General features: G+C 55.8%; 16 protein-coding genes and 1 tRNA gene. 9 read left to right on the forward strand and 8 right to left on the reverse strand.

Annotated features, from left to right (window positions below; translation table 11 throughout):
* Positions 1 to 350 precede the first annotated feature (350 nt).
* A complete protein-coding gene (locus ACWIUF_RS04080) occupies positions 351 to 1,496 on the forward strand; it encodes a substrate-binding domain-containing protein (RefSeq protein ID WP_448570951.1) in 1,146 nt (381 codons plus the stop codon).
* Between the two features lie 106 nt (positions 1,497 to 1,602).
* On the opposite strand, the gene ACWIUF_RS04085 is transcribed toward ACWIUF_RS04080, so the two are convergent.
* The 3 genes from ACWIUF_RS04085 to ACWIUF_RS04095 all read right to left on the reverse strand — a co-directional run bounded on the left by ACWIUF_RS04085 (position 1,603) and on the right by ACWIUF_RS04095 (position 3,070).
* Positions 1,603 to 1,676: transfer RNA gene (locus ACWIUF_RS04085), tRNA-Asp, on the reverse strand.
* Between the two features lie 162 nt (positions 1,677 to 1,838).
* Positions 1,839 to 2,480: a DUF1361 domain-containing protein gene (locus ACWIUF_RS04090; protein ID WP_448570953.1), complete on the reverse strand. Its 642-nt coding sequence runs from the start codon at positions 2,478 to 2,480 to the stop codon at positions 1,839 to 1,841.
* A gap of 101 nt (positions 2,481 to 2,581) precedes the next feature.
* Positions 2,582 to 3,070: a CRR6 family NdhI maturation factor gene (locus ACWIUF_RS04095; protein WP_448570954.1), complete on the reverse strand. Its 489-nt coding sequence runs from the start codon at positions 3,068 to 3,070 to the stop codon at positions 2,582 to 2,584.
* Between the two features lie 245 nt (positions 3,071 to 3,315).
* On the opposite strand from ACWIUF_RS04095, the gene ACWIUF_RS04100 reads away from it, so the two are divergent.
* A complete protein-coding gene (locus ACWIUF_RS04100; protein WP_448570955.1) occupies positions 3,316 to 3,780 on the forward strand; it encodes a Fur family transcriptional regulator in 465 nt (154 codons plus the stop codon).
* 184 nt (positions 3,781 to 3,964) lie between these two features.
* On the opposite strand, the gene cas6 is transcribed toward ACWIUF_RS04100, so the two are convergent.
* The 3 genes from cas6 to ACWIUF_RS04115 form a co-directional block, all read right to left on the reverse strand.
* Positions 3,965 to 4,870 carry a CRISPR-associated endoribonuclease Cas6 gene (gene cas6, locus ACWIUF_RS04105; protein WP_448570956.1) on the reverse strand — a complete coding sequence of 302 codons (906 nt, stop codon included), beginning with the start codon at positions 4,868 to 4,870 and terminating at the stop codon, positions 3,965 to 3,967.
* Between the two features lie 305 nt (positions 4,871 to 5,175).
* Positions 5,176 to 5,559, reverse strand: a complete 384-nt coding sequence (locus ACWIUF_RS04110; protein ID WP_448570957.1) for a hypothetical protein — start codon at positions 5,557 to 5,559, stop codon at positions 5,176 to 5,178.
* 65 nt (positions 5,560 to 5,624) lie between these two features.
* Positions 5,625 to 5,981 carry a hypothetical protein gene (locus tag ACWIUF_RS04115; RefSeq protein ID WP_448570958.1) on the reverse strand — a complete coding sequence of 119 codons (357 nt, stop codon included), beginning with the start codon at positions 5,979 to 5,981 and terminating at the stop codon, positions 5,625 to 5,627.
* 161 nt (positions 5,982 to 6,142) lie between these two features.
* Between ACWIUF_RS04115 and ACWIUF_RS04120 the strand changes: the two genes are divergently transcribed.
* Positions 6,143 to 7,063, forward strand: coding sequence for a cation diffusion facilitator family transporter (locus tag ACWIUF_RS04120; RefSeq protein WP_448570959.1), 921 nt, complete (start codon positions 6,143 to 6,145; stop codon positions 7,061 to 7,063).
* 29 nt (positions 7,064 to 7,092) lie between these two features.
* On the opposite strand, the gene ACWIUF_RS04125 is transcribed toward ACWIUF_RS04120, so the two are convergent.
* Positions 7,093 to 7,809 (reverse strand): hypothetical protein, encoded by a 717-nt coding sequence (locus tag ACWIUF_RS04125; protein ID WP_448570961.1) that lies wholly within the window; start codon positions 7,807 to 7,809, stop codon positions 7,093 to 7,095.
* A 194-nt stretch (positions 7,810 to 8,003) separates the two neighbouring features.
* On the opposite strand from ACWIUF_RS04125, the gene ACWIUF_RS04130 reads away from it, so the two are divergent.
* The 4 genes from ACWIUF_RS04130 to lnt all read left to right on the forward strand — a co-directional run bounded on the left by ACWIUF_RS04130 (position 8,004) and on the right by lnt (position 15,672).
* The gene (locus tag ACWIUF_RS04130; protein WP_448570962.1) at positions 8,004 to 9,008 is read left to right on the forward strand and encodes a beta-ketoacyl-ACP synthase III; all 1,005 of its coding nucleotides are present in this window, start codon (positions 8,004 to 8,006) and stop codon (positions 9,006 to 9,008) included.
* Positions 9,009 to 9,121: 113 nt separating this feature from the next.
* Positions 9,122 to 9,778: a phosphoribosyltransferase gene (locus ACWIUF_RS04135; protein ID WP_448570969.1), complete on the forward strand. Its 657-nt coding sequence runs from the start codon at positions 9,122 to 9,124 to the stop codon at positions 9,776 to 9,778.
* 976 nt (positions 9,779 to 10,754) lie between these two features.
* Positions 10,755 to 13,859, forward strand: coding sequence for an adenylate/guanylate cyclase domain-containing protein (locus tag ACWIUF_RS04140; RefSeq protein ID WP_448570964.1), 3,105 nt, complete (start codon positions 10,755 to 10,757; stop codon positions 13,857 to 13,859).
* 91 nt (positions 13,860 to 13,950) lie between these two features.
* Positions 13,951 to 15,672: an apolipoprotein N-acyltransferase gene (gene lnt / locus ACWIUF_RS04145; protein WP_448570965.1), complete on the forward strand. Its 1,722-nt coding sequence runs from the start codon at positions 13,951 to 13,953 to the stop codon at positions 15,670 to 15,672.
* Here lnt and moaA read toward each other — a convergent pair.
* The gene (gene moaA, locus ACWIUF_RS04150) at positions 15,655 to 16,644 is read right to left on the reverse strand and encodes a GTP 3',8-cyclase MoaA (protein WP_448570966.1); all 990 of its coding nucleotides are present in this window, start codon (positions 16,642 to 16,644) and stop codon (positions 15,655 to 15,657) included. The two genes, lnt and moaA, sit on opposite strands and share 18 nt — an antisense overlap.
* A gap of 788 nt (positions 16,645 to 17,432) precedes the next feature.
* On the opposite strand from moaA, the gene ACWIUF_RS04155 reads away from it, so the two are divergent.
* Complete coding sequence (locus ACWIUF_RS04155; protein WP_448570967.1) at positions 17,433 to 18,146, forward strand: DUF928 domain-containing protein; 714 nt, start codon at positions 17,433 to 17,435, stop codon at positions 18,144 to 18,146.
* A 24-nt stretch (positions 18,147 to 18,170) separates the two neighbouring features.
* The coding region (locus ACWIUF_RS04160) for a CHASE2 domain-containing protein (RefSeq protein ID WP_448570968.1) at positions 18,171 to 19,333 on the forward strand (1,163 nt) is incomplete at its 3' end.

Below are 19,333 nucleotides of genomic sequence, written 5' to 3' on the forward strand. Positions count from 1 at the left end.
CTGGCTAGTCTTTCCAGTATGTAGAAAGCAGTTACTAAATTAACACTGGGTCTCGCTTTGACCCAATCTCCCCAATAGCGCCTAGCGTTATCGCTGACAAGCTACGAGGGACCTGTTAACTGGCATTAGCGGGGTTAATCTCGACGGGATTACCCCCGTTAACCTAGAATTGCAGGACTAATGGCAAGGTACTAGGTAGGGTATAAATTGGTGGTGGAAATATAAATGGGTGGTGGAAACGGCTCAAACATGAGTCTTCAGCCTGGTGGATGTGCTGGCCTTCCAACTCGTTACGATAACGCTAGGCTTAAAGCTGTTCACCCTCCCAGGCTTGATTGGCCCTGCGATCGATGAAACTAGACAACGACCTGTCCAATAACCTCAAGCAAACCCGCCTCCGACTGGGCATGACCCAGCAGGATCTAGCCACGATCGCCGGGGTTTCGCGCCAAACCATTGGCGGTGTGGAATCTGGACAATATGCCCCCTCGACCACGGTTGCCCTCCGATTGGCCAAGGCTTTGGGCTGTCAAGTGGAAGATTTATTCTGGTTGGCCCAAGACCTGCCCGAAATGGACGTTATCCCTGCCCACCAGCCACCGCCAGGGCAACCGCACCGCTTAAGCCTCGCCAAAGTGAGCGGACGCTGGATTGCCCATCCCCTCATTGGCAACCAGGCATTTCGCCTAGAGATGGTGCCTGCCGATGCGGAAGGGGTCTACAATCCCCGTGCCGCCACCCTGCGCGTTAAAGTACTCGATGATCCCGAGAAACTTAAGCATACGGTGGTGATTGCTGGTTGTACACCGGCCCTTTCCCTGTGGGCACGGGCTGCGGAACGTTGGCATCCAGGGCTGCGGGTACACTGGACCTATGACAACAGTCTGCGGGCGCTAGAGCGGCTGTTCCGAGGGGAAGTCCATTTGGCCGGGATGCACCTCTACGATCCGGTGACGCAAACCCATAATGTGCCCTTTGTACAATCTGTGGTACAGACCACGCCTGCTGTTTTGATTAATTTAGGCAGTTGGCAAGAGGGGCTATTGGTGCAACCAGACAATCCCAGCCATGTACAGACGATTCATGATTTGACCCGACCAGGGGTGACGATCGTCAATCGGGAAACGGGGGCTGGCAGTCGAGAAGTCCTGGAACGATCGTTGCAGCAGGCAGGCATTGCCACGCACGCGATCCAGGGGTTTGATCAGGTTGTGTCTGGACATGTGGAAGTGGCCCAAGCGATCGCGACGGGACAAGCCACCACGGGGGTTAGCACTGCCGCCGTTGCCGCTGCCTTTGGTTTAGGATTTATCCCTCTGCATTGTTCCCGATATGATCTGGTCACTCTCCAGCCCTACCTCAACGAAGGGCCTGTGCAGCAACTTCTTAGCACTTTGGGGCACCATCGGGTACTCGCTCAATTACAAGCCTTAGGGGGTTACGATACCCGCCAAACTGGGGAGGTGGTGGCCACGATCGGGCCAACGGTGTCGTAAGCACCCTTCCAAACGAGACGATAATGTCAAATGTCAACCGTCGAGTGCCGTGTCTTGGAGAAGGCAGCTTGAGACAGTTTTGTGTGAGGGGTTAGATATCAAGGAACGGGACTGACGGGGCTCGAACCCGCAACTTCCGCCGTGACAGGGCGGTGCTCTAACCAATTGAACTACAGTCCCTTGACTCAGGCATTATTCATTGTGCCGATGTGGGAGACATTTGTCAAACAAATGTCCTGATTTTTTTGACTGAGTTCTTCTCCCCCAATATTTTCCCCTAGGGAGACACTGGGATACTGGTGTTGGACTCACGCGCTAGCCTAGGGCACGAGCCGGCTGGGCCTAGAGCAGGCCATCATCCTCGTGGTGGCGAAGCTGGCGGATACGCAACCCAAGACCGATCGTGATCTGTTTAGCCAGCCAATACATCCCGGTAATCACCACCAAGGTAAGGATCATCACGGCGAGGGGGCGTTTGCTGGTCAGTTGGTTTAGGGCATCGATGAAAACCGTGCTGGGCTGGGTCAGCAGGTCCCAACTGTTGAAGCGCTTAAAGCGCCCCAGATAGATCCCGATCGCGCACAGGGCGTGGGCCAGTAACTCAGCCCCCAGGACAAACCGCTGTGCGCCCACCCGTTTCAGGTAATGCCCCTGGTTTAAAAGGGAAATCACATAGGCTTCTAGGCCAGCCAGGATGGCGAATAGGTGGAGGGGGATAAAGATCAGCGTAATGATCCATACGGAATAACCGGCCCGTACCGCTCGGATCAGGTGAATAATATCCGTCAACAAGTAGGGGGCATTCGGCAGAAAGGCGATAAAGACGAGGAGGGTTCCCCACCAGAAAGGCGTGCGGGCAACCTGACGGCGGCGGAATAGCCAAAAGCTGAGGACGAGGGGGATAAAGGCTAGAAATAAATTCCAAACAATCCAGCCGCTATGCCGGTTAAACGATTCCAGGGCGTCACGTAAAAGGTATTCCATGCAGGATATTGCACGCGGGATATTTTATGTCGGACCGCTAGCCTACCCCCAAGGGGTCTCTCTGTGCCCCAGTATAACCCTCTGCCCTCAGTGCCCGTAGCCTAGGCCAGTTGGCCTGCCAGTAGCTCAAAAAAGGGGTCTGCCAATTCATAGCCCAGGAGTTGGGCCATTGCCTGCAAGCGATGATGGCTAGGGAGAGCCTGTTGCTGAAGCCAGTCATGGAGGACACACACCTTGTGCATGACGAAAATTTCCAGGGCTTCGGGGTTGTAGCGAATCCCATCAACCCGCTGAAACTGATGGGGAACGAGCATGGCGGTATAGCGGGCCAGTTCGCCCGATCGCCAGTCCAATAAAAAGGGAAACCAGGGATAACAACTATCCAGGCGAATAAACCACAGGCGCAGTTCCGGGATTTCCGACAGTTCGCGGGGGTCGTCTGGGGCGCGGGGAACGTCGATCGCGAATTGCAGGGTTTGTTCATGCTCGGCGATCGTCCCGGCAGCCAGCCAGGGATCAATCACTTGACGCACGGGGGTGAGATCGAGTGCGTAGATCGGGTCGGCGGTCAGCGAGATGGTCAAGGTCATAGGGGGTGATAGCAGTGCAGGAAACCGATTGCTAGGGCGTCAAGACAGGCCCTAGCTGCGATCGGGCACGCCGGGTTAACCCTCCCTGTCAGTAAAGCCTCACTTTAACCCTTGCCAAGTTCAACTCGAAGTGGTAGCGAGTTTGATTTAGGACTATCATAGGAGATAGCGTTCATCATTAACCCCAGCTTCGGTGAAATTTAGCTGATCCTGGGGGTTAGGCAATGGAAGGGGAGAGATCCATCATGCCACCAGAAGCGACACTGCATAAACCGATCCGGTCCCTGGAGGAGGCCATCGATCGTTGTCAGGTCTTGGGAATGCGCCTGAGCCGTCAGCGTCGCTTTATCCTGGAACTACTCTGGCAGGCCCAGGAGCACCTATCGGCACGGGAAATTTACGATCGCCTGAATCAGCAGGGGAAGGACATTGGCCATACTTCGGTCTACCAAAATCTGGAAGCGTTGGCCAGTCAAAATATTATCGAGTGTATTGAGCGATCGGAGGGACGGCTGTACGGTAATATCAGCGATTCCCATAGCCACATCAATTGTCTGGATACGAACCAAATTCTCGATGTTCATGTGGAATTGCCCCCTGAGTTAATTCAGCAGTTGGAAGCGCAAACAGGCGTCAAGATTACTGACTATCGCATTGATTTTTATGGCTACCGCCAACCCAGGGTTGACCCTCCAGACGCGTTGACCTAAGAGGATGCTTTAAAAGGGGGATCGCGGTTAAAACCGCGACTACGAACTTCAGCATTTGGCCGACCTCAACGTGATTTTGCGTTTGTAGTGGCGACTTTAGTCACCCAAACGGCTGGTTTCTGGACTTTCCAAATACCCTCTCAGCCAGATGTGGCTAGGGTAAAAACTGAGGGAGTAGTGGCCTCTAGACCCGCCGGACCATGCCCATGCCCATTGGGGTTTTCCGTCCCACTCCCGCATAGAGGGCAAAATCAGCCAGGGTGTTGATCTGTTTCAGGGTTTGCGTTTGGATGTGATCAAGGACTTGGTAGGTGACTTTGCCGACACAGCCGATGAACTGATTAGCCGGATTAATGGTAGCGCCCGTGTGTTGGAATGGGGCACGGGGATCGGTGACGACCTCAGTGTGGATATCAAAATAACTGGTTTGTATGGCGGTCACAATTTCGGGGGAAAATTCGAGGCCGCTGTAGTGGTTCCATCGCCGGAGGAGGCTCCTAAACACGCGATCGGGCGTAGGCATGGCTGCATCATATTTACCCTGCCGGAAGGCCGTAGGGGTATAAAATTGGAGCGTGAATGGGCCATCGGTCTCAGAGGCCTGTTCATAGAGTTGGGCATAGGGACAAAAGTTAGCCCACGGTTGGCGGCTCTGGGGGGTACCCAGGATGCTGGTAATGTGTAAGTTCGCAGGCCCCAGGTGCCAGGGTTGCTGGGAATTGAGGTTGAGCCAAAGGGGGGTCAGACGGCTAAAGAGGCCATCGTCCAAAAGCGAAATCCGCCACCAACAGGGGGTACCCGGGGCGATCGGCTGGGTATAATGCCAAGTTAGAAATTTTGAATGTTGATTGGAATGTTGAATTTTGAATTTTGAATTTTTCGGAATTGGTTTGGAGCGTGGGGGCTGGAGGACTTGCAGAGGGCTGAGGGTAAAGGATTTGTTGCGTTCGTTGGCATGGAGATCGTTGCCCAGCTCGCGATCGATACGGCTCACTAAGCCGAGAAAAAGGGCGTGCAGGTGTTTGCCACTGGTGAATCCAGGCGGGATAGGGGATTCGGGCCAAAGATTAAGGACAAGGCTATAGGGCATAATCTTAAGGTAGTTCTCAAGCACGAAAAAGAAGGCAAGTTTAAGTCCCTCTCTGGACGTTGGGATGGCATTGATGACTGATCCTCGAGCCATGCCAATCTCAGTTACCCCGATTTTCAAGGCTAAGTTCGCCAGTTAGCCAAACGATATCGCAATATCCGCTCTGATCGACCACCGCTGTTCGATGACCTCGAACGGGGTAATTGTCCTGGCGATCACATTTCAGGCACACCCTATACCCTTTTCAAGGTTCGTGTTAAAAATAGCCACATCCAAATCCGCCTGCTGCAAGCTCAGGTCAGCATCTAACCGGCTGGCTTATTTTTTTCTGTTAGCGCCAGCCGCATGGCCGCTAGTTGGGCCGTGAGTTCCTGGAGATCACGCTCAATATCCGGCACAGCCGGAGGCTGCGGGACACGGGTCGCACCGCCATCTGTCTCCTGCATAGGATCAGGGGAGGACTGACTGTCCAGATGGAAAATGGAATCTACAAATGCCCGCGCTTCCTGTTCGGTAACTTCGCCCTTGGCCGCCCATTCCTCCGTCAGCTGGTCAAAATCAGTTTGCAGCCGCTTCAGGGTTTCCTCCCGTTTGGCTGAGTCTTGGATCGACTCGGCGATCGCATTCATTGCGCCTAGGGTGGTGCGAAAACCTTTCTGAACAGTTTGTACAAGATTATCGGTACTCATGGTCGTCCTGTCTTTTAGCAGTTAAATCGTGCCTACTGGCTGTTCAATCGTGCCGAGCCGAAGCCTCACCGGGTTTGTTCGAGGTATTGATTGAGATCTTCCTGGAGCTGGCTTAAGGCAATCTCCGTCGTGATGCGGATACGATCGTCCCGCAGGGTCAGGAGGACCTTGGCCGCAAAGGGACTAGGCCAAATATTGGGATTACAGAATAGTTCCAGGAATACATCGCCCGTGTAGCGATATTCCATTGGTGGCTGTTGGGTGGGACGCGGGCCACCGCCAGTAGGGGTTTTGGCGGCATTAGCCTTCAGCGTATTCACCAACTCCGCGATCGCCGCTTGCAAATTTTGGGCGGCTTGGGAGGTAAAGTGAAAGGCCACTGATCCCTCATTGAGATTGAGCGTCAAATGTTCAGACAGCATGGGCAAAGGGAAGATTCACCAAAAACAGTAGGGTCATCGGTCGGCAGTTGCCTTTCTATCTTAACCAATGGCACCGTTCCCGCTGATACTTTCCCAGGCATACTGAAGAAGACTGGTTTCCCCAGATCTCCCGATCGTGCGCTGTCTCCCTGGCCAATCCTATGCCGCTTGACAATCGTCCCACCGTTCGGCGGGTACTGCTGATTACCCTGGGCCTCAACCTTGTGGTGATGCTGATTAAGGTCGTCGTGGGGCAGATGACCGGCTCCCTGAGCCTCATGGCCGATGCCCTGCATAGTGTGACGGATAGCGCCAATAATGTGTTGGGGCTAGTGGCCAGCCAGTTTTCGTCTCCTCACCCCGATCGCGAACATCCCTATGGTCACTTGAAATTTGAAGCGGTGGGTGCCTTGGGGATTGCTGCTTTCCTGGGGATTGCCTGTTTTGAAATTCTTAAGGGCGTGATCGATCGCCTCCGGAACGGTGGCGAACCCGTACAGATTGGTGGGACGGAACTGTGGATCTTAGTGATTGTGTTGGGGATTAATATCTTCGTTGCCTTTTATGAACGGCGTGAAGGGAAACGCGTTGGTAGCCCGATCCTGATGGCCGACGCCCACCATACCATGAGCGACATCTGGGTGACGATCGCCGTCCTGGCAGGCTTAATCGGGGTTTGGTTAGGCTACCCCTGGCTCGATATTGCCCTGGCATTCCCCGTCGCCTGCCTGGTTTTTGGGAGTGGTTGGACAGTCCTGCGCACCAATTTGCCCTGGTTAGTAGATGAGGCGGCCATTGCCCCCGAAGCCATTCATGATCTGGTCATGGCGGTACCGGGGGTGGTGAATTGTCATGACATTGCCTCACGGGGCGTGGTGGGCCGTCAGGTATTTGTGGAAATGCACCTGGTGGTGGCGGCGGCGGATGTGGAGCAGGCCCATGACATCACAGAGGCCGTTGAAGCCAGCCTCAGCGATCGCTTTGCTCCCGTGCGAGTCCTCATCCATGTTGAACCGCCGACCTATACCTCCGATCGCATTAGCTATGGTGTCCCCCAACCCACTGAAAATGACGAGCTATAGATTGACATCCTAATAGTATCGATGTCGAGCTAGCGAATCCGAATCCCGTAGCGTTGCTTAATCGCGGCCCGCCAAGCCTCGGCATTGGGTTCTGTCCCGGTGGCCCCGAAGCGATCGGTAATCGGGGTGGGAATGCTGCGAATGCCGTAACGCTGTTTAATGGCGGCTCGCCAAGCTTCGGCATTGGGTTCGGTACCCCGTGCGCCAAAGCGATCGGTAATGGGGGTCGGCACTGTGGGAATCCCATAGCGTTGCTTCACCGCCGCTCGCCAAGCTTCGGCATTGGGTTCAGTACCCCGTACCCCAAAACGATCACTAATAGGGGTGCTGGCAGCCCCCTGGGCCATGTGGACAGGCTGGCGCGGGGCCTGGGCAATCACCTGGGGAGAGGCCAGGTTCCGGAAACGTCGCCGCACAACCAAACGCGGGCCAGCGGCAGGGTGGTAGGCTTGTACCTGGGCGGGGGTTGCTGGGCCAGGGTGCGATCGGGTTACGGTTGCGGGGGCAGCGGTTGGCGCTGCGGTTGGCGACATGACTGGGCTTGACTGAGCCACCGGTAAGATCTCCGGATGGGCGATCGCGCTGGGGGCAGCACTCACAACGACCCGCTTGCCCTTGGCGGCTGGGTTCGCCTCGCTCGCCTGCGGTCGCCTGCCATCGTGGGCAGAGGCGATCGTGACATTCTGGACAACTTCCTGGGCAGTGAGGGCTGCCAACGTACATAGTGCCGCCGTTGAAATCTTCATACTTTCTCTCTTCCTGCGCTGAGGGGGTCGCGTGGCTCCAGTCCAGGACACGTTACCCCAGCAACTTTCACCCCCGCTTTTTTGGCATCAGGATAAAAGCGCAATCGGATACCCATGACCAATCCAGGCGGCAAGAGGCACCCAATTTATGAGAAGCTGTCTGCTGATAGCCTATTGTGACTTGATGGAGAAACATGGTGCAGCACGCCGGACGGGGAATGGTAATCACAGGGAGTGGTTCGGCGGTTCCGATGATGGCCTTAAGCAATCAGGAACTGAGTCAAATCGTAGACACCTCGGATGACTGGATTACAACCCGGACGGGGATTCGTCAGCGGCGACTGGCGGCACCCCCCCAATCCCTGGTCGATCTGGCGGTTCCGGCGGCGGAAGCGGCGATCGCCATGTCGGGGATAGACGCAGCCGCTCTGGATTTAATTATCCTGGCGACTTCCACACCGGACGATCTATTTGGCAGTGCTGCGCTGATTCAGGCCCGTTTAGGGGCGACCCAAGCCGTTGCCTTTGACCTCACGGCGGCCTGTTCCGGGTTTATCTTTGGTCTAGTGACGGCGGCCCAATACCTGCGATCGGGAACCTACCAGAATGTGCTCCTGATCGGAGCCGATATCCTCTCGCGTTGGGTGGATTGGGGCGATCGGCGCACCTGCGTCCTGTTTGGCGATGGCGCCGGCGCCGTAGTGCTACAAGCGGCGGAGCGCGATCGGCTGTTGGGTTTTGAACTGCGCAGCGATGGGACCCAGAATGCCTGCCTTACCCTGGCCTACCAGGGCCAGCCCCATCCCCTGACCGACGCCGTTGCCGTGGGCCAGGGCACTTACCAGCCCATTACCATGAACGGTCAAGAGGTCTATCGGTTTGCGGTGAAGCGAGTGCCAGAGGTGATTGAAAAGGCGTTGTACCGAGCCGAACGCTCGGTCGCCCAGGTGGACTGGCTTCTGCTGCACCAGGCCAATCAGCGGATTCTCGATGCGGTGGCCCAACGCTTAAACATTCCAGTAGAAAAGGTTCTGAGCAATCTGGCCCAGTATGGCAATACGTCGGCAGCCTCGATTCCCATTGCCCTGGATGAGGCGGTGCGGCAGGGCAAGATCCAGGCCGGGGATACGATCGCGGCAGCCGGGTTTGGCGCTGGCCTGACCTGGGGCGCGGCCATTTTCCAATGGGGCCAAAATTAACCGGTTAGAGCAACGCCCCTGTTGAGGACAAAAACACCTACAGACAGTTGTCATCGCCAGCGTTAAGCTGAGAGCATCCCCAGCCCAAGACTTTCTCCACCTGGAGGCAGGTGATGCGATTTCGCGATCGTCATGATGCTGGCCAGCAACTTGCCCAACGGTTAGCGTCCTATACCGGTCACCCCCATGCGTGCATCCTGGCCTTACCGCGTGGCGGCGTACCCGTGGCCTTTGAGGTCGCCCAAGCCCTGGGGCTACCGATGGATATCTGCGTGGTGCGCAAGTTGGGGGTACCGGGGCAACCGGAGTTGGCGATGGGGGCAATTGCCACCGGGGGGGTGCAGGTTCTCAACCCAGGGGTAATTCAGGAATTAGGGGTGAGTGCAGCGGATTTAGCCGCCGTTACCCAGCGTGAGTTACGGGAACTGGAACGCCGGGAACAGAGCTATCGGGGCGATCGCCCACCGTTACCACTGGCGGGACGGCTCGTGATTTTAATTGACGATGGGCTGGCCACCGGGGCGACCATGCGGGCGGCGATCGCGGCGGTCCAGACGGTCAACCCCCAACGGTTGGTTGTGGCGGTGCCGGTGGCAGCGGGGGCCGTGTGTCAAGACTTGCGCGCTCAAGTAGACGCGGTGATCAGTGTCCTCACGCCCCACTCGCTCCACGCGATCGGGTTGTGGTATGACGACTTCTCCCAAACCTCGGATACAGAGGTTCAATACCTATTGGCCAAGACCCAGGGGATACAAACCCCACTCGGCTAGGACAACTTGTCCAGGCTTAGCTGATCCACTGATCCGCCCGCCGTCGATACAGCTGTTCCCGCTCTAATGAAGTACGGTCAAGCCTTGTAAACCAGGGGCTTAAGCCCCTGGTCTGTACCTCACCCAGTAGGGAAGGGCGGTACCCGGGAAATTACGCTATCCCTTGTGCCAAACCAAGAACCTGGCTACCTTGGGAACCGTAGTATTAAAGGTTGCCCAGCCGGGAGGCGATCAGCGGGGAATTCACAAATTCTCCACATTTGGTTGATTTAATAGCACTTGTCGATGCCGAAGTAGTCTTTGGAATCACGCACGACTGAGGGAAGGACAAGCGTGTTTCTTGTGGATTCACGACTGTTCTTCCTTTGTCTTTGGCAGTACTCAGGCTAAGCACTGGGCTGACCAGGTCAAGTCAAGATCTCAACCCAATGGGTCCTGATCTTGATAGACTATCCTAACTTTTTAGAACGGTTGGGGTTGGCTGAAATGGGCACGATCGCGCATCCAGAACTAGGATGGCCCCCAATCCCTAAAGAAGCGTAAACCCTCCGGTTAGTCAACCCTCGGCCAGGATAAATGACTATAGTGCTCAACTCAGACTGCTAAACTCAGATAGAGAGAGGCTGTCGCGTAGGGACCGCCTCGACACGACGATCGCCCGCAGGGGCCAATCGCGTGCGTATATCGTAAATAGCTTAATTAATAACCTTAACAATGGCAGTGTTAATACGGTGATGGTTACACATAATCCTCCGCTGGCCACCTACCCGACCACGCCTGTTAGGCAAGCTCCACCCCTAAACCCGACACCCCTATGGCTCAGTCACGCTCAGGCCACAGCCGCAGGCCGTTGCTCCTGTGGCGATCCGACCGTCGATTACCCTGGGGATTTTCTAATCATCACTGGGCGTGGCATCGCCCGATTGTGCCTTAACTTAAAGGCCCTAGGGGTTGTGCCACGTACCGACCAAGGATAATGCCCCGATTCCCTACGGTTCCTAAATTACGGCTACGGACCACCCTCGTCGTTCCCTTTGTCTTGCAGATTGTGGTGACGGTGGGTCTAGTGGGCTACCTTTCCTTCCGCAATGGCCAAAAAGCGGTCACAGACCTCGCTGTCCAATTGAGTACCCAAAGCAGCGATCGGGTACGTCAACAGTTAAGCAACTACCTGGCAACGCCTCCCCAAATCAGTCGCCTCAACGCGCAGGCAATTGCCCTAGGTATCCTAAATCCGGCTGACCGGGAAACGACCATTCGCTTCCTATGGGAGCAGATGCAGGTGTTTGAAAACCTGAGCTACATCAATCTTGGCAGCGAAACCGGAACCTTTATTGGGGTCGGTCGTGAGGATGATGGGACGCTCTACGTGGAAGACTTGCCCCCCAACGAACGGTTTGAATACCAACGGTATGCCCTAGACGACGAGGGCAGGCCCAGCCGCTGGCTGGCTACGGAAGTCTACCGTTTTCTGGAAGATGAATGGTACCAAAGTGTGGTGATTGCGGGTAAGCCAGTCTGGAGTTCAGTCTACCAGTGGCCCGATCGTCCGGAAATATTGTCCCTATCCGCCAGCTATCCGATCCGCGATCGCAATCATCGACTCATTGGGGTTATGGGGGTAGACCTCATCCTGTCGCAGATTAGCGACTTTTTGCGCGCTATCCATGTCAGTCCGGCGGGTCAGGTATTTGTAATTGAACGGGATGGCTTGATTATCGCCAGTTCCAGTGCAGAGCCTCCCTATCGAGAACTCAACGGCAAGGCCCAGCGGCTGAATGTAGCGGAAAGCCAGGATTGGTTCATTCAGCAAACAGCACTCCAATTGCGCGATCGCTTCGGCGGATTTGGGTCGATTACGGCACCGACTTTGCTTTCCCTGCGGGTTGGCGATCAAAAGGTGTTTGTCTCCGTCACCCCCTGGCAAGATGGCCTCGGCCTAGACTGGCTGGTGGTGGTGGCCATCCCCGAAGCCGATTTCATGACGCAAATTACGGCGAATACGCAGAATACCCTATGGCTATCGGGGGGTGCCCTGATCCTGGCGATCTTGATTGGGGGCTTAACGGCGACCTGGGTGAGCCGCCCCATTTTGCAAATGTCTGAAGCGGCGACAGCCCTAGCCCACGGCGATGTCGATCAACGCGTTGCCCCTAGCCCGCTCCTGGAAGTCGATCGCCTCGCCACGGCCTTTAACCGCATGGCGGCTAGCCTGAAGCATTCCATTACAGCCCTACGCCAAAGTAAAGCCCGTCATCAAGCGATTCTCAATGCCATCCCCGATCTGATCCTGCGAATCCATGAGGACGGCACCTACCTGGATGTGGAACCTGCCAAAGGGGTGAACCTTGTAATGGCCCCCACCGAACGGATTGGCAAGCGGGTGGATGAATTACTGCCGCCGGACCTCGCTCAGCAATATCTGCAAGCGATCCAGGCGGCCATTCAGTCGGGGGAACCCCAAGTGTTTGAACATCAGTTATGGGTGGGGGAACAGGTGCAGGCGTATGAAGTCCGTGTGGTTTGCAGTGGCCCCGCCGAAGCCATTTTAATGGTGCGCGATATTAGCGATCGCCAAGCAGCCCTGCGCGATCGGCAACAGGCCGAGGCCGAACTTCTGGCCAGCGAGGAACGTTATCGGAGTTTGGTTGCTAATATCCCCGGTGCCATTTATCGCTGTCGGACAGATGCGGAATGGACCGTGGAATACATGACCGATGCCATCACCAAAATTTCAGGCTATCCCGCGACTGATTTTATTGGAAGTCGGGTGCGTTCCTTCGCGAGTATTATTCACCCCAACGACCGCGATCTGGTCGAGATTGTGACCAATCATGCCCTACTGATTCAAGAACCTTTTGTGTTGGAATATCGCATTCTCCATCAAGATGGCAGTATCCGTTGGGTTCATGAACAGGGACGTGGGGTCTTTGATGCTGACAATAATCCCCTCTATTTAGATGGGGCTATTTTTGATATTACTGAGCGGAAGCAAGCGGAACGATCGCTGCGCCATAGTGAAGCAACCAATCGGGCCTTGGTGGCGGCTATCCCCGACCTCCTCCTGCGGGTTAACCGGGATGGGGTCTATTTGAGTAATGCGATCGGGGCGAATCGGTTACAGGAAGTATCGGGGGGCACGGCTAACCTGGAGGGCACAACGGTTTGGGATTCCCTACCGCCAGACCTAGCCCAGTTGCGGATGCAGGCGATTGAGAAGGCATTGGCAACCAGTAGTCTTCAGGTTTATGAGCAGTGCTTGTCACTTGACGATCGTCTGATTTATGAAGAAGTCCGGGTCGCCGTCATGGGCGAAGATGAAGTGCTGGTCATGGTGCGGGATATCAGCGATCGTAAACGTGCTGAAGAAGCCCTACGGTTGGCCAATGAGGAACTGGAGCAACGGGTGGAAGCCCGCACAGCCGAATTACGCAAAGAGAAGGAACGCTCCGAACAACTACTCCTGAATATCCTGCCAGCGGAAATCGCTGAGCGCTTAAAACAGGCAGATGCCTCACCCGCTGAACACTTTGAAGAAGCAACAATTCTCTTTGCCGATATTGTTGGGTTTACGAATTTGGCGGCAAGTCTGGAACCGATGCAATTAGTGGATGGCCTCAATCAAATTTTCTCGGCATTTGATCAGCTCACGGAAAAATATGGCCTGGAGAAAATCAAAACGATTGGTGATGCCTACATGGTGGTTGGCGGTTTACCCATTCCCAGGGAAGATCATGCCTTTGCGATCGCGGACATGGCCCTGGATATGCAGGCCCACATGCAAAACGTAGAGAGTATTTTAGGCAATTCCCTGCAACTCCGGATCGGGATCAATACCGGCCCTGTGATTGCTGGCGTGATTGGCATCAAGAAATTTATTTATGATCTATGGGGAGATGCTGTTAATATTGCGTCCCGCATGGAATCCCAAGGCAAGCCGGGGCACATTCAGGTGACGGAATCAACCTACGTGCGCCTCCGCGATCGCTATGTTCTAGAGCCGCGGGGCAGTGTCCCCATTAAGGGACGGGGTGAGATGACAACCTATTGGCTGATCGGTCGGCGAGCGGGCATTCATTAACGTTCAGCTTGGGGAATTAGACCCCAGTAGCCCGCCTCTGACAGGGCTTTGAAGGATGTGATAATTTTTTTGAATTGTGAATTTGATCGGGGTGACTCGGAAATTGACCTTGAAGGCTGCCACGGCCAAGACAGTCCCGGCGGTCCCAGTGATGCTAGGGGGAGAGCCTGACCAGGGTGGGGGGCGATCGCTGCTATGGGTCCTGCTGGCGGGTGGGAGCATGGCAATGGCGATCGCGCCGCTCAATCTCTGGCTCTTCGCCTGGGTGGCCCTGACTCCCCTCTGGGTCCTGGGGGTGGGCGATCGTGCCCAGACGCCCCTGAAGGCGGGTTTGCTTGGCTTAGGGTGGGGCATTGCCTACCACGGCATTTCCCTGCTGTGGATTCGGGGCCTCCATCCCCTGATGTGGCTGGGCGTACCCTGGTGGGGGAGTGTGGCGATCGCTGGCTTTTGCTGGGTCTTTGTCACCCTTTGGGGAGCCGCATTAGCAGGGACTTGGGCAATGGCAATGGCCAGCCTCCCCCGACTGCTGAGCTATGGACAGCGACCGGGGGTGCGGGTGTTAACCGGGACGGCCCTCTGGCTAGGGTTGGAATGGCTCTGGAGTCAGGGTCCCCTGTGGTGGACCGCCCTCGCGTTAACCCAAAGCCCTGGCAATCCCGTTATTCTGCACTTGGGTCAATGGTCGGGGCCAGGGACGGTCGCTGCCGCGATTGTGGCCGTGAATGGTTGTCTGGCGGAAGCTTGGCTGGAGCGCCAGGGGGAGAACCGGCCCGGAAGGGGCCGGCTAGGACTGGGCCAATGGCTAGGGTTGAAAATTCAAAATTCAAAATTCAAAATTCAAAATTTCTCGATTGCTCAAGGGCTAGGCATGATCGCCCTCATGCTATTGCTGACTAGCCATGCGATCGGGCTGCTGACCTGGGTAACGGCCCTACCGGACATGCCGTCCACGGCACTACGGGTGGGGATCGTTCAGGGCAATATTCCTACCCGGATCAAGCTCACGCCAATGGGGATTCAGCAAGCGTTTCAACACTACACGGCTGGCTATGAGCAACTGGCTGATCGCGGGGTTGATGCGGTCCTGATGCCAGAGGGCGCATTTCCCCTCTTGTGGGAAGGAAAACAACGGACTGAAAACAGGTTTTATCAAGCTGTACGCGATCGCGGGGTGGTGGCTTGGTTGGGCACGTTTACTACACAACAGGGGCACCTGACCCAAAATCTTTTAACCTTAGGGGAAGACGGCGAAACGGTTGGGCAATATGACAAGGTGAAGTTGGTACCATTAGGGGAATATATTCCGTTTCAGCATTGGTTAGGCAGGCTCATTAATCGCCTATCACCCATCGAGGCCACAATGGTGCCCGGTAGCTTGGATCAGCAAATGGCTACCCCGTTTGGTCCGGCGATCGCCAGTATTTGCTATGAGTCCACCTTTGCTGAACTGTTTCGGCGGCAAGCCGACCACGGGGGGCAATTTATCCTAACGGCCTCCAACCTTGATCCCTATAGTCAACAGTTAATGGCCCAACACGAAGCCCAGGATGTGATGCGGGCGATCGAGACCGATCGCTGGGCGGTGCGGGCCACCAATACGGGCTACTCTGGGGTGATTAATCCCAGGGGCAAAGTCATGTGGCGATCGCAGCCCAACCGTTATCAAGTTCAGGCGACCCCGATCTATCGCCGGACCACCCAAACCCCCTATGTCCGTTGGGGCGATTGGCTGACTCCCCTGTTAGGGCTGCTAACCCTATCGGTGCAAATTTGGGGGTATCTTATCCATCGCTTATCCCCCAATTTGTGACATGGTACGGCTATACATCCCTGTTTCTGTCCCCGCATCCCGCTGTTTGAAATTAATCTCGGGTTTTTGTTGTAATAGCGCCAAAACTTGGGTCCGGATTTCTGTCAGCGATCGCCCGGCCCGGAGGGCATCTTTGAGATTAATTTGGCCGGTTTCATTGAGGAGGCAAGGCCGTAACCAACCATCCGCCGATAGCCGCATCCGATTGCAGCGATCGCAAAAACATTCCGACATTTGGCTGATAAATCCCAAGGTCCCCTTCGCCCCAGGAATTTGAAACACGTCCGCTGGCCCATTCCCCCGCACTTGGCCCGTCGCCAATCCCCAACGATCGCGAATCTGCTGCCGCAGAACCGCCGAGGGAATCCAGCCGCGATCGCTAAACAGGTCCGCGTTCCCGATCGGCATGAACTCAATAAACCGCACATGCCAATCCCGATCCAAGGTCAAGGCCGCCAAATCCAACACCTCATGATCGTTGACACCAGGAATCACGACCACATTTAGCTTGAGGGGCGCAAAGCCAACCCGGTGGGCGACCTGAATGCCCTGCCAAACCTGTTGCCACCGTCGGGCACCCTGACTACCGACAATCGTGGCAAAAATGGCTGGGTCGAGGGAATCCAGGCTGATATTGATCCGGCGTAACCCGGCCTCATAGAGATCCTCGGCCAAATCCGCTAGCAGGAAGGCATTGGTACTCATGGCCAAATCCTGGGTTTCCGGTAAAGCCGCGATCGCCCGCACAATGTCAACCACCTCCGGACGCAGGAGCGGTTCGCCCCCCGTTAACCGAAAACGCGTGAAACCAACGGGAATCAAGACCTCACGCAGTAGGGTCAGTAACTCAGTCACCGTTAGCCAATCCTGGCGTTGCACATAGGCCAAATCGGTCCCCGTCGGCATACAGTACTGACACTGGAAATTACAGCGATCGATCAGGCTAATGCGCAGATAGTCAACCCGATTCATGCCATCCAAACTCTCAGGGGGGGTAATTATTCCCTATGGTAGGACAAACCCCTGTAAACGATGTGGCCCAATGGGCCTCCCGCCGCCTGTGGAATCGGGACAGTGCAACGGCTCCAACCGACACAACTGTATTGATTGTGAGCGCAAGATGGGTATTACCCGATGTCGCCCAATGTCAGTACAACGTGATCAAAATCACTAACAACGGTCAAGACCTTTGCGATGATAGAGTTCCAGTACTAATGGATCGCTTGGATTGCTCTCGAAACTGTGATATCAAACCAATAAAGCCACAGCAAATCATTAGAAATTGCTGGTTTAGCTGCGGTTGGTCATTATCGGAATCTCTGTGATTTTACGGTTTTTCTATGTATTAGTCACAGTGAAAGAGAGGTGAATGAGGGGTGAACGAGAGGTGAACGAGAGGTGAACTACAGCACTTCCAGACTGGGTGAGGTACAGGCAAGGGGCTTAAGCCCCTTGTTCATCACGCTTGACCGTATTTCATTAGAGGGGAAACGGTTGTAGTGCAGTCCATCGTTTAATTATGCAACGTTTGTAGGGCTGGCTCTAGCCCGCAACGACGCAAGTCGTGACTACTAATGTTGCGGGACTTTATGTTTGCTGTACTCGAGATGAACCATTACCGGCAAACACTAACCTCAACTCACCCAAGGGTATAGCTTTGACTCTAGGCTCAACTGATCCAACTTGCATTTTTCGAGGTGCCTACTTGTTGATTTTTTGAGCTGTTCGTGATGTATTCGTAACTTGAGTGACATATCGCTATGAACCTAACAACCTTGCGACGCGTGATGCTGCCCATTGGGGTTGTGGTTGCCCTGATCGCGACGGCTAGCCTCAACCCGGTAGTGGCCCAACGGAATGAATTTCCTGGTCGTCGCCTGGGCGGAGGATCACGAGGAGACTGTGCGATCGATACGCCCGCCTTGGCCGCCCTCAACCCGGCCAATAACCTGGGGGTAACCGCCCGCTCCCAACCTGTCCTCTATTTCGCGATGCCTAAGGTAGACCAGCGCTATGGGGTTGACTTCCTGCTGCAAGATACCAAGGGGGCCACGGTCTACGAAACAACCCTCAGCACGGGGACTGGGGAGGCGGTCGTGGGTGTTCCAATTCCCGCTGGCACGCTAGCGGTCGATCAAGACTACCAATGGTATTTCGCGATCGCCTGCCATCCGGATGATCCAGCCCAAATGGTGGTGTTATCGGGCTGGCTCCGTCGGGTTAATACGTCCCTAGATACCCCGGTGGATACGCCAACAGCGATGACGGTTGAGCGTAAACTAGAACAGGTGGGGGCCGAGAAGGCAGCGGGACTGTGGAGCGATGCGATCGCAACCCTGGTGGAACTGCGGCAAACCCACCCCGACCACCCCGCCGTCCATCAGCAGTGGACCCAACTCCTCCAAACGTTATCCCTTGAAAGCTTAGCTAGCCAGTTCTTCGCCAGCCAGTTTGAGGTCAAATTGCTGCAATAGGCTAGCCACCCAAACGCGGGCAGGTTGCCCAAAATACGCGTGCGATCGTTCTTACCGTACATCCCACTACTGATAAGGCACCCCTTCCCCCCAGTCCGATACCTGGGGGTTGTCGGGCGCTCGGTTGTCCTGTCAAGTACCCTGATCACCGCCCTCTTTGGCGGCGGTCAGGGGTTAGTGGGTCTAGACGCCCTGGAACTAGCGGTATTCGATCGCCTGGTGCAATGGCAACCGGATACTGCGCCCGATGACCGCTTGCTCTTGGTGACGATCGATGAAGCGGATCTGCACCACTACGGCTGGCCCCTGTCGGATCAGTTACTTGCAGAGGCCCTGCGTCAACTTCAGCGCTACCAGCCCCGCGTGATCGGCCTAGACTTATATCGCGACCTGCCCCAGCCGCCGGGGGAATCCGCCCTAGCCGTCCAACTTCAGGCCGACAATGTCATTGGGATTACCGATGTGGGTAGTGGCATCGCTGGCCCGCCTGGGGTGCCGACCGCCCGGATCGGCTTCAATGATTTGGTGCTGGATATCGATGGGGTGGTTCGCCGCAATCTCCTGCTGGTCACGGCTCCGGATCAGGATTACTATTCCTTTGCCCTCCGGGTTAGCCTTGCGACCGTGCCGCAGGCTGGGATTAAACTGCACAATGATGCCGATACTCTGATCCTGGGTGACACGGCACTCGCGCTTTTAACCCCAACGGCAGGGGGATACCACCGGGCTGATACCCGTGGTTACCAAATTCTGCTGCACTACCGCACCCGGCGGGCTGTTGCCCCTACGGTGACCTTGACCGAGCTACTGACAGGGAAGGTAAATCCGGAGTGGGTGCGCGATCGCAGTGTCCTGATGGGCACGATCGCCCCTAGCCTCAAGGACCAGTTTTATACCCCCTATAGCCCTAGTCTACGGTCCCAGTTCCAACTCTCCGGGGTCATGATCCATGCCCAAATGGTGAGCCAACTGCTGGATATCCTGTCGGGCACGCCCCGCCAATTTCGGTTTTGGTCCCAAGCTCAGGAGTGGCTCTGGTTCTGGGGATGGAGCGTCATCGCTGGCCTGTTGGTGTGGGGGGTGCGAGGTCCCTTCAGCCTGGGGGTTGCTGCGGGCCTGCTCCAGGTACCCCTCGCGCACGCGCCGGTGGAACTCGCGGCCCTTGGACTCCATCCGGTCCAGCAGCG

It is taken from the genome of Trichothermofontia sp., assembly GCF_053493415.1.

Excerpts from the sequence above, each read along its gene's own strand:
- ACWIUF_RS04080 (WP_448570951.1), top strand. The coding sequence starts at position 351 with ATGAAACTAGACAACGACCTGTCCAATAACCTCAAGCAAACCCGCCTC.
- ACWIUF_RS04090 (WP_448570953.1), bottom strand. The coding sequence starts at position 2,480 with ATGGAATACCTTTTACGTGACGCCCTGGAATCGTTTAACCGGCATAGC.
- ACWIUF_RS04095 (WP_448570954.1), bottom strand. The coding sequence starts at position 3,070 with ATGACCTTGACCATCTCGCTGACCGCCGACCCGATCTACGCACTCGAT.
- ACWIUF_RS04100 (WP_448570955.1), top strand. The coding sequence starts at position 3,316 with ATGCCACCAGAAGCGACACTGCATAAACCGATCCGGTCCCTGGAGGAG.
- cas6 (WP_448570956.1), bottom strand. The coding sequence starts at position 4,870 with ATGCCCTATAGCCTTGTCCTTAATCTTTGGCCCGAATCCCCTATCCCG.
- ACWIUF_RS04110 (WP_448570957.1), bottom strand. The coding sequence starts at position 5,559 with ATGAGTACCGATAATCTTGTACAAACTGTTCAGAAAGGTTTTCGCACC.
- ACWIUF_RS04115 (WP_448570958.1), bottom strand. The coding sequence starts at position 5,981 with ATGCTGTCTGAACATTTGACGCTCAATCTCAATGAGGGATCAGTGGCC.
- ACWIUF_RS04120 (WP_448570959.1), top strand. The coding sequence starts at position 6,143 with ATGCCGCTTGACAATCGTCCCACCGTTCGGCGGGTACTGCTGATTACC.
- ACWIUF_RS04125 (WP_448570961.1), bottom strand. The coding sequence starts at position 7,809 with ATGAAGATTTCAACGGCGGCACTATGTACGTTGGCAGCCCTCACTGCC.
- ACWIUF_RS04130 (WP_448570962.1), top strand. The coding sequence starts at position 8,004 with ATGGTGCAGCACGCCGGACGGGGAATGGTAATCACAGGGAGTGGTTCG.
- ACWIUF_RS04135 (WP_448570969.1), top strand. The coding sequence starts at position 9,122 with ATGCGATTTCGCGATCGTCATGATGCTGGCCAGCAACTTGCCCAACGG.
- ACWIUF_RS04140 (WP_448570964.1), top strand. The coding sequence starts at position 10,755 with ATGCCCCGATTCCCTACGGTTCCTAAATTACGGCTACGGACCACCCTC.
- moaA (WP_448570966.1), bottom strand. The coding sequence starts at position 16,644 with ATGAATCGGGTTGACTATCTGCGCATTAGCCTGATCGATCGCTGTAAT.
- ACWIUF_RS04155 (WP_448570967.1), top strand. The coding sequence starts at position 17,433 with ATGAACCTAACAACCTTGCGACGCGTGATGCTGCCCATTGGGGTTGTG.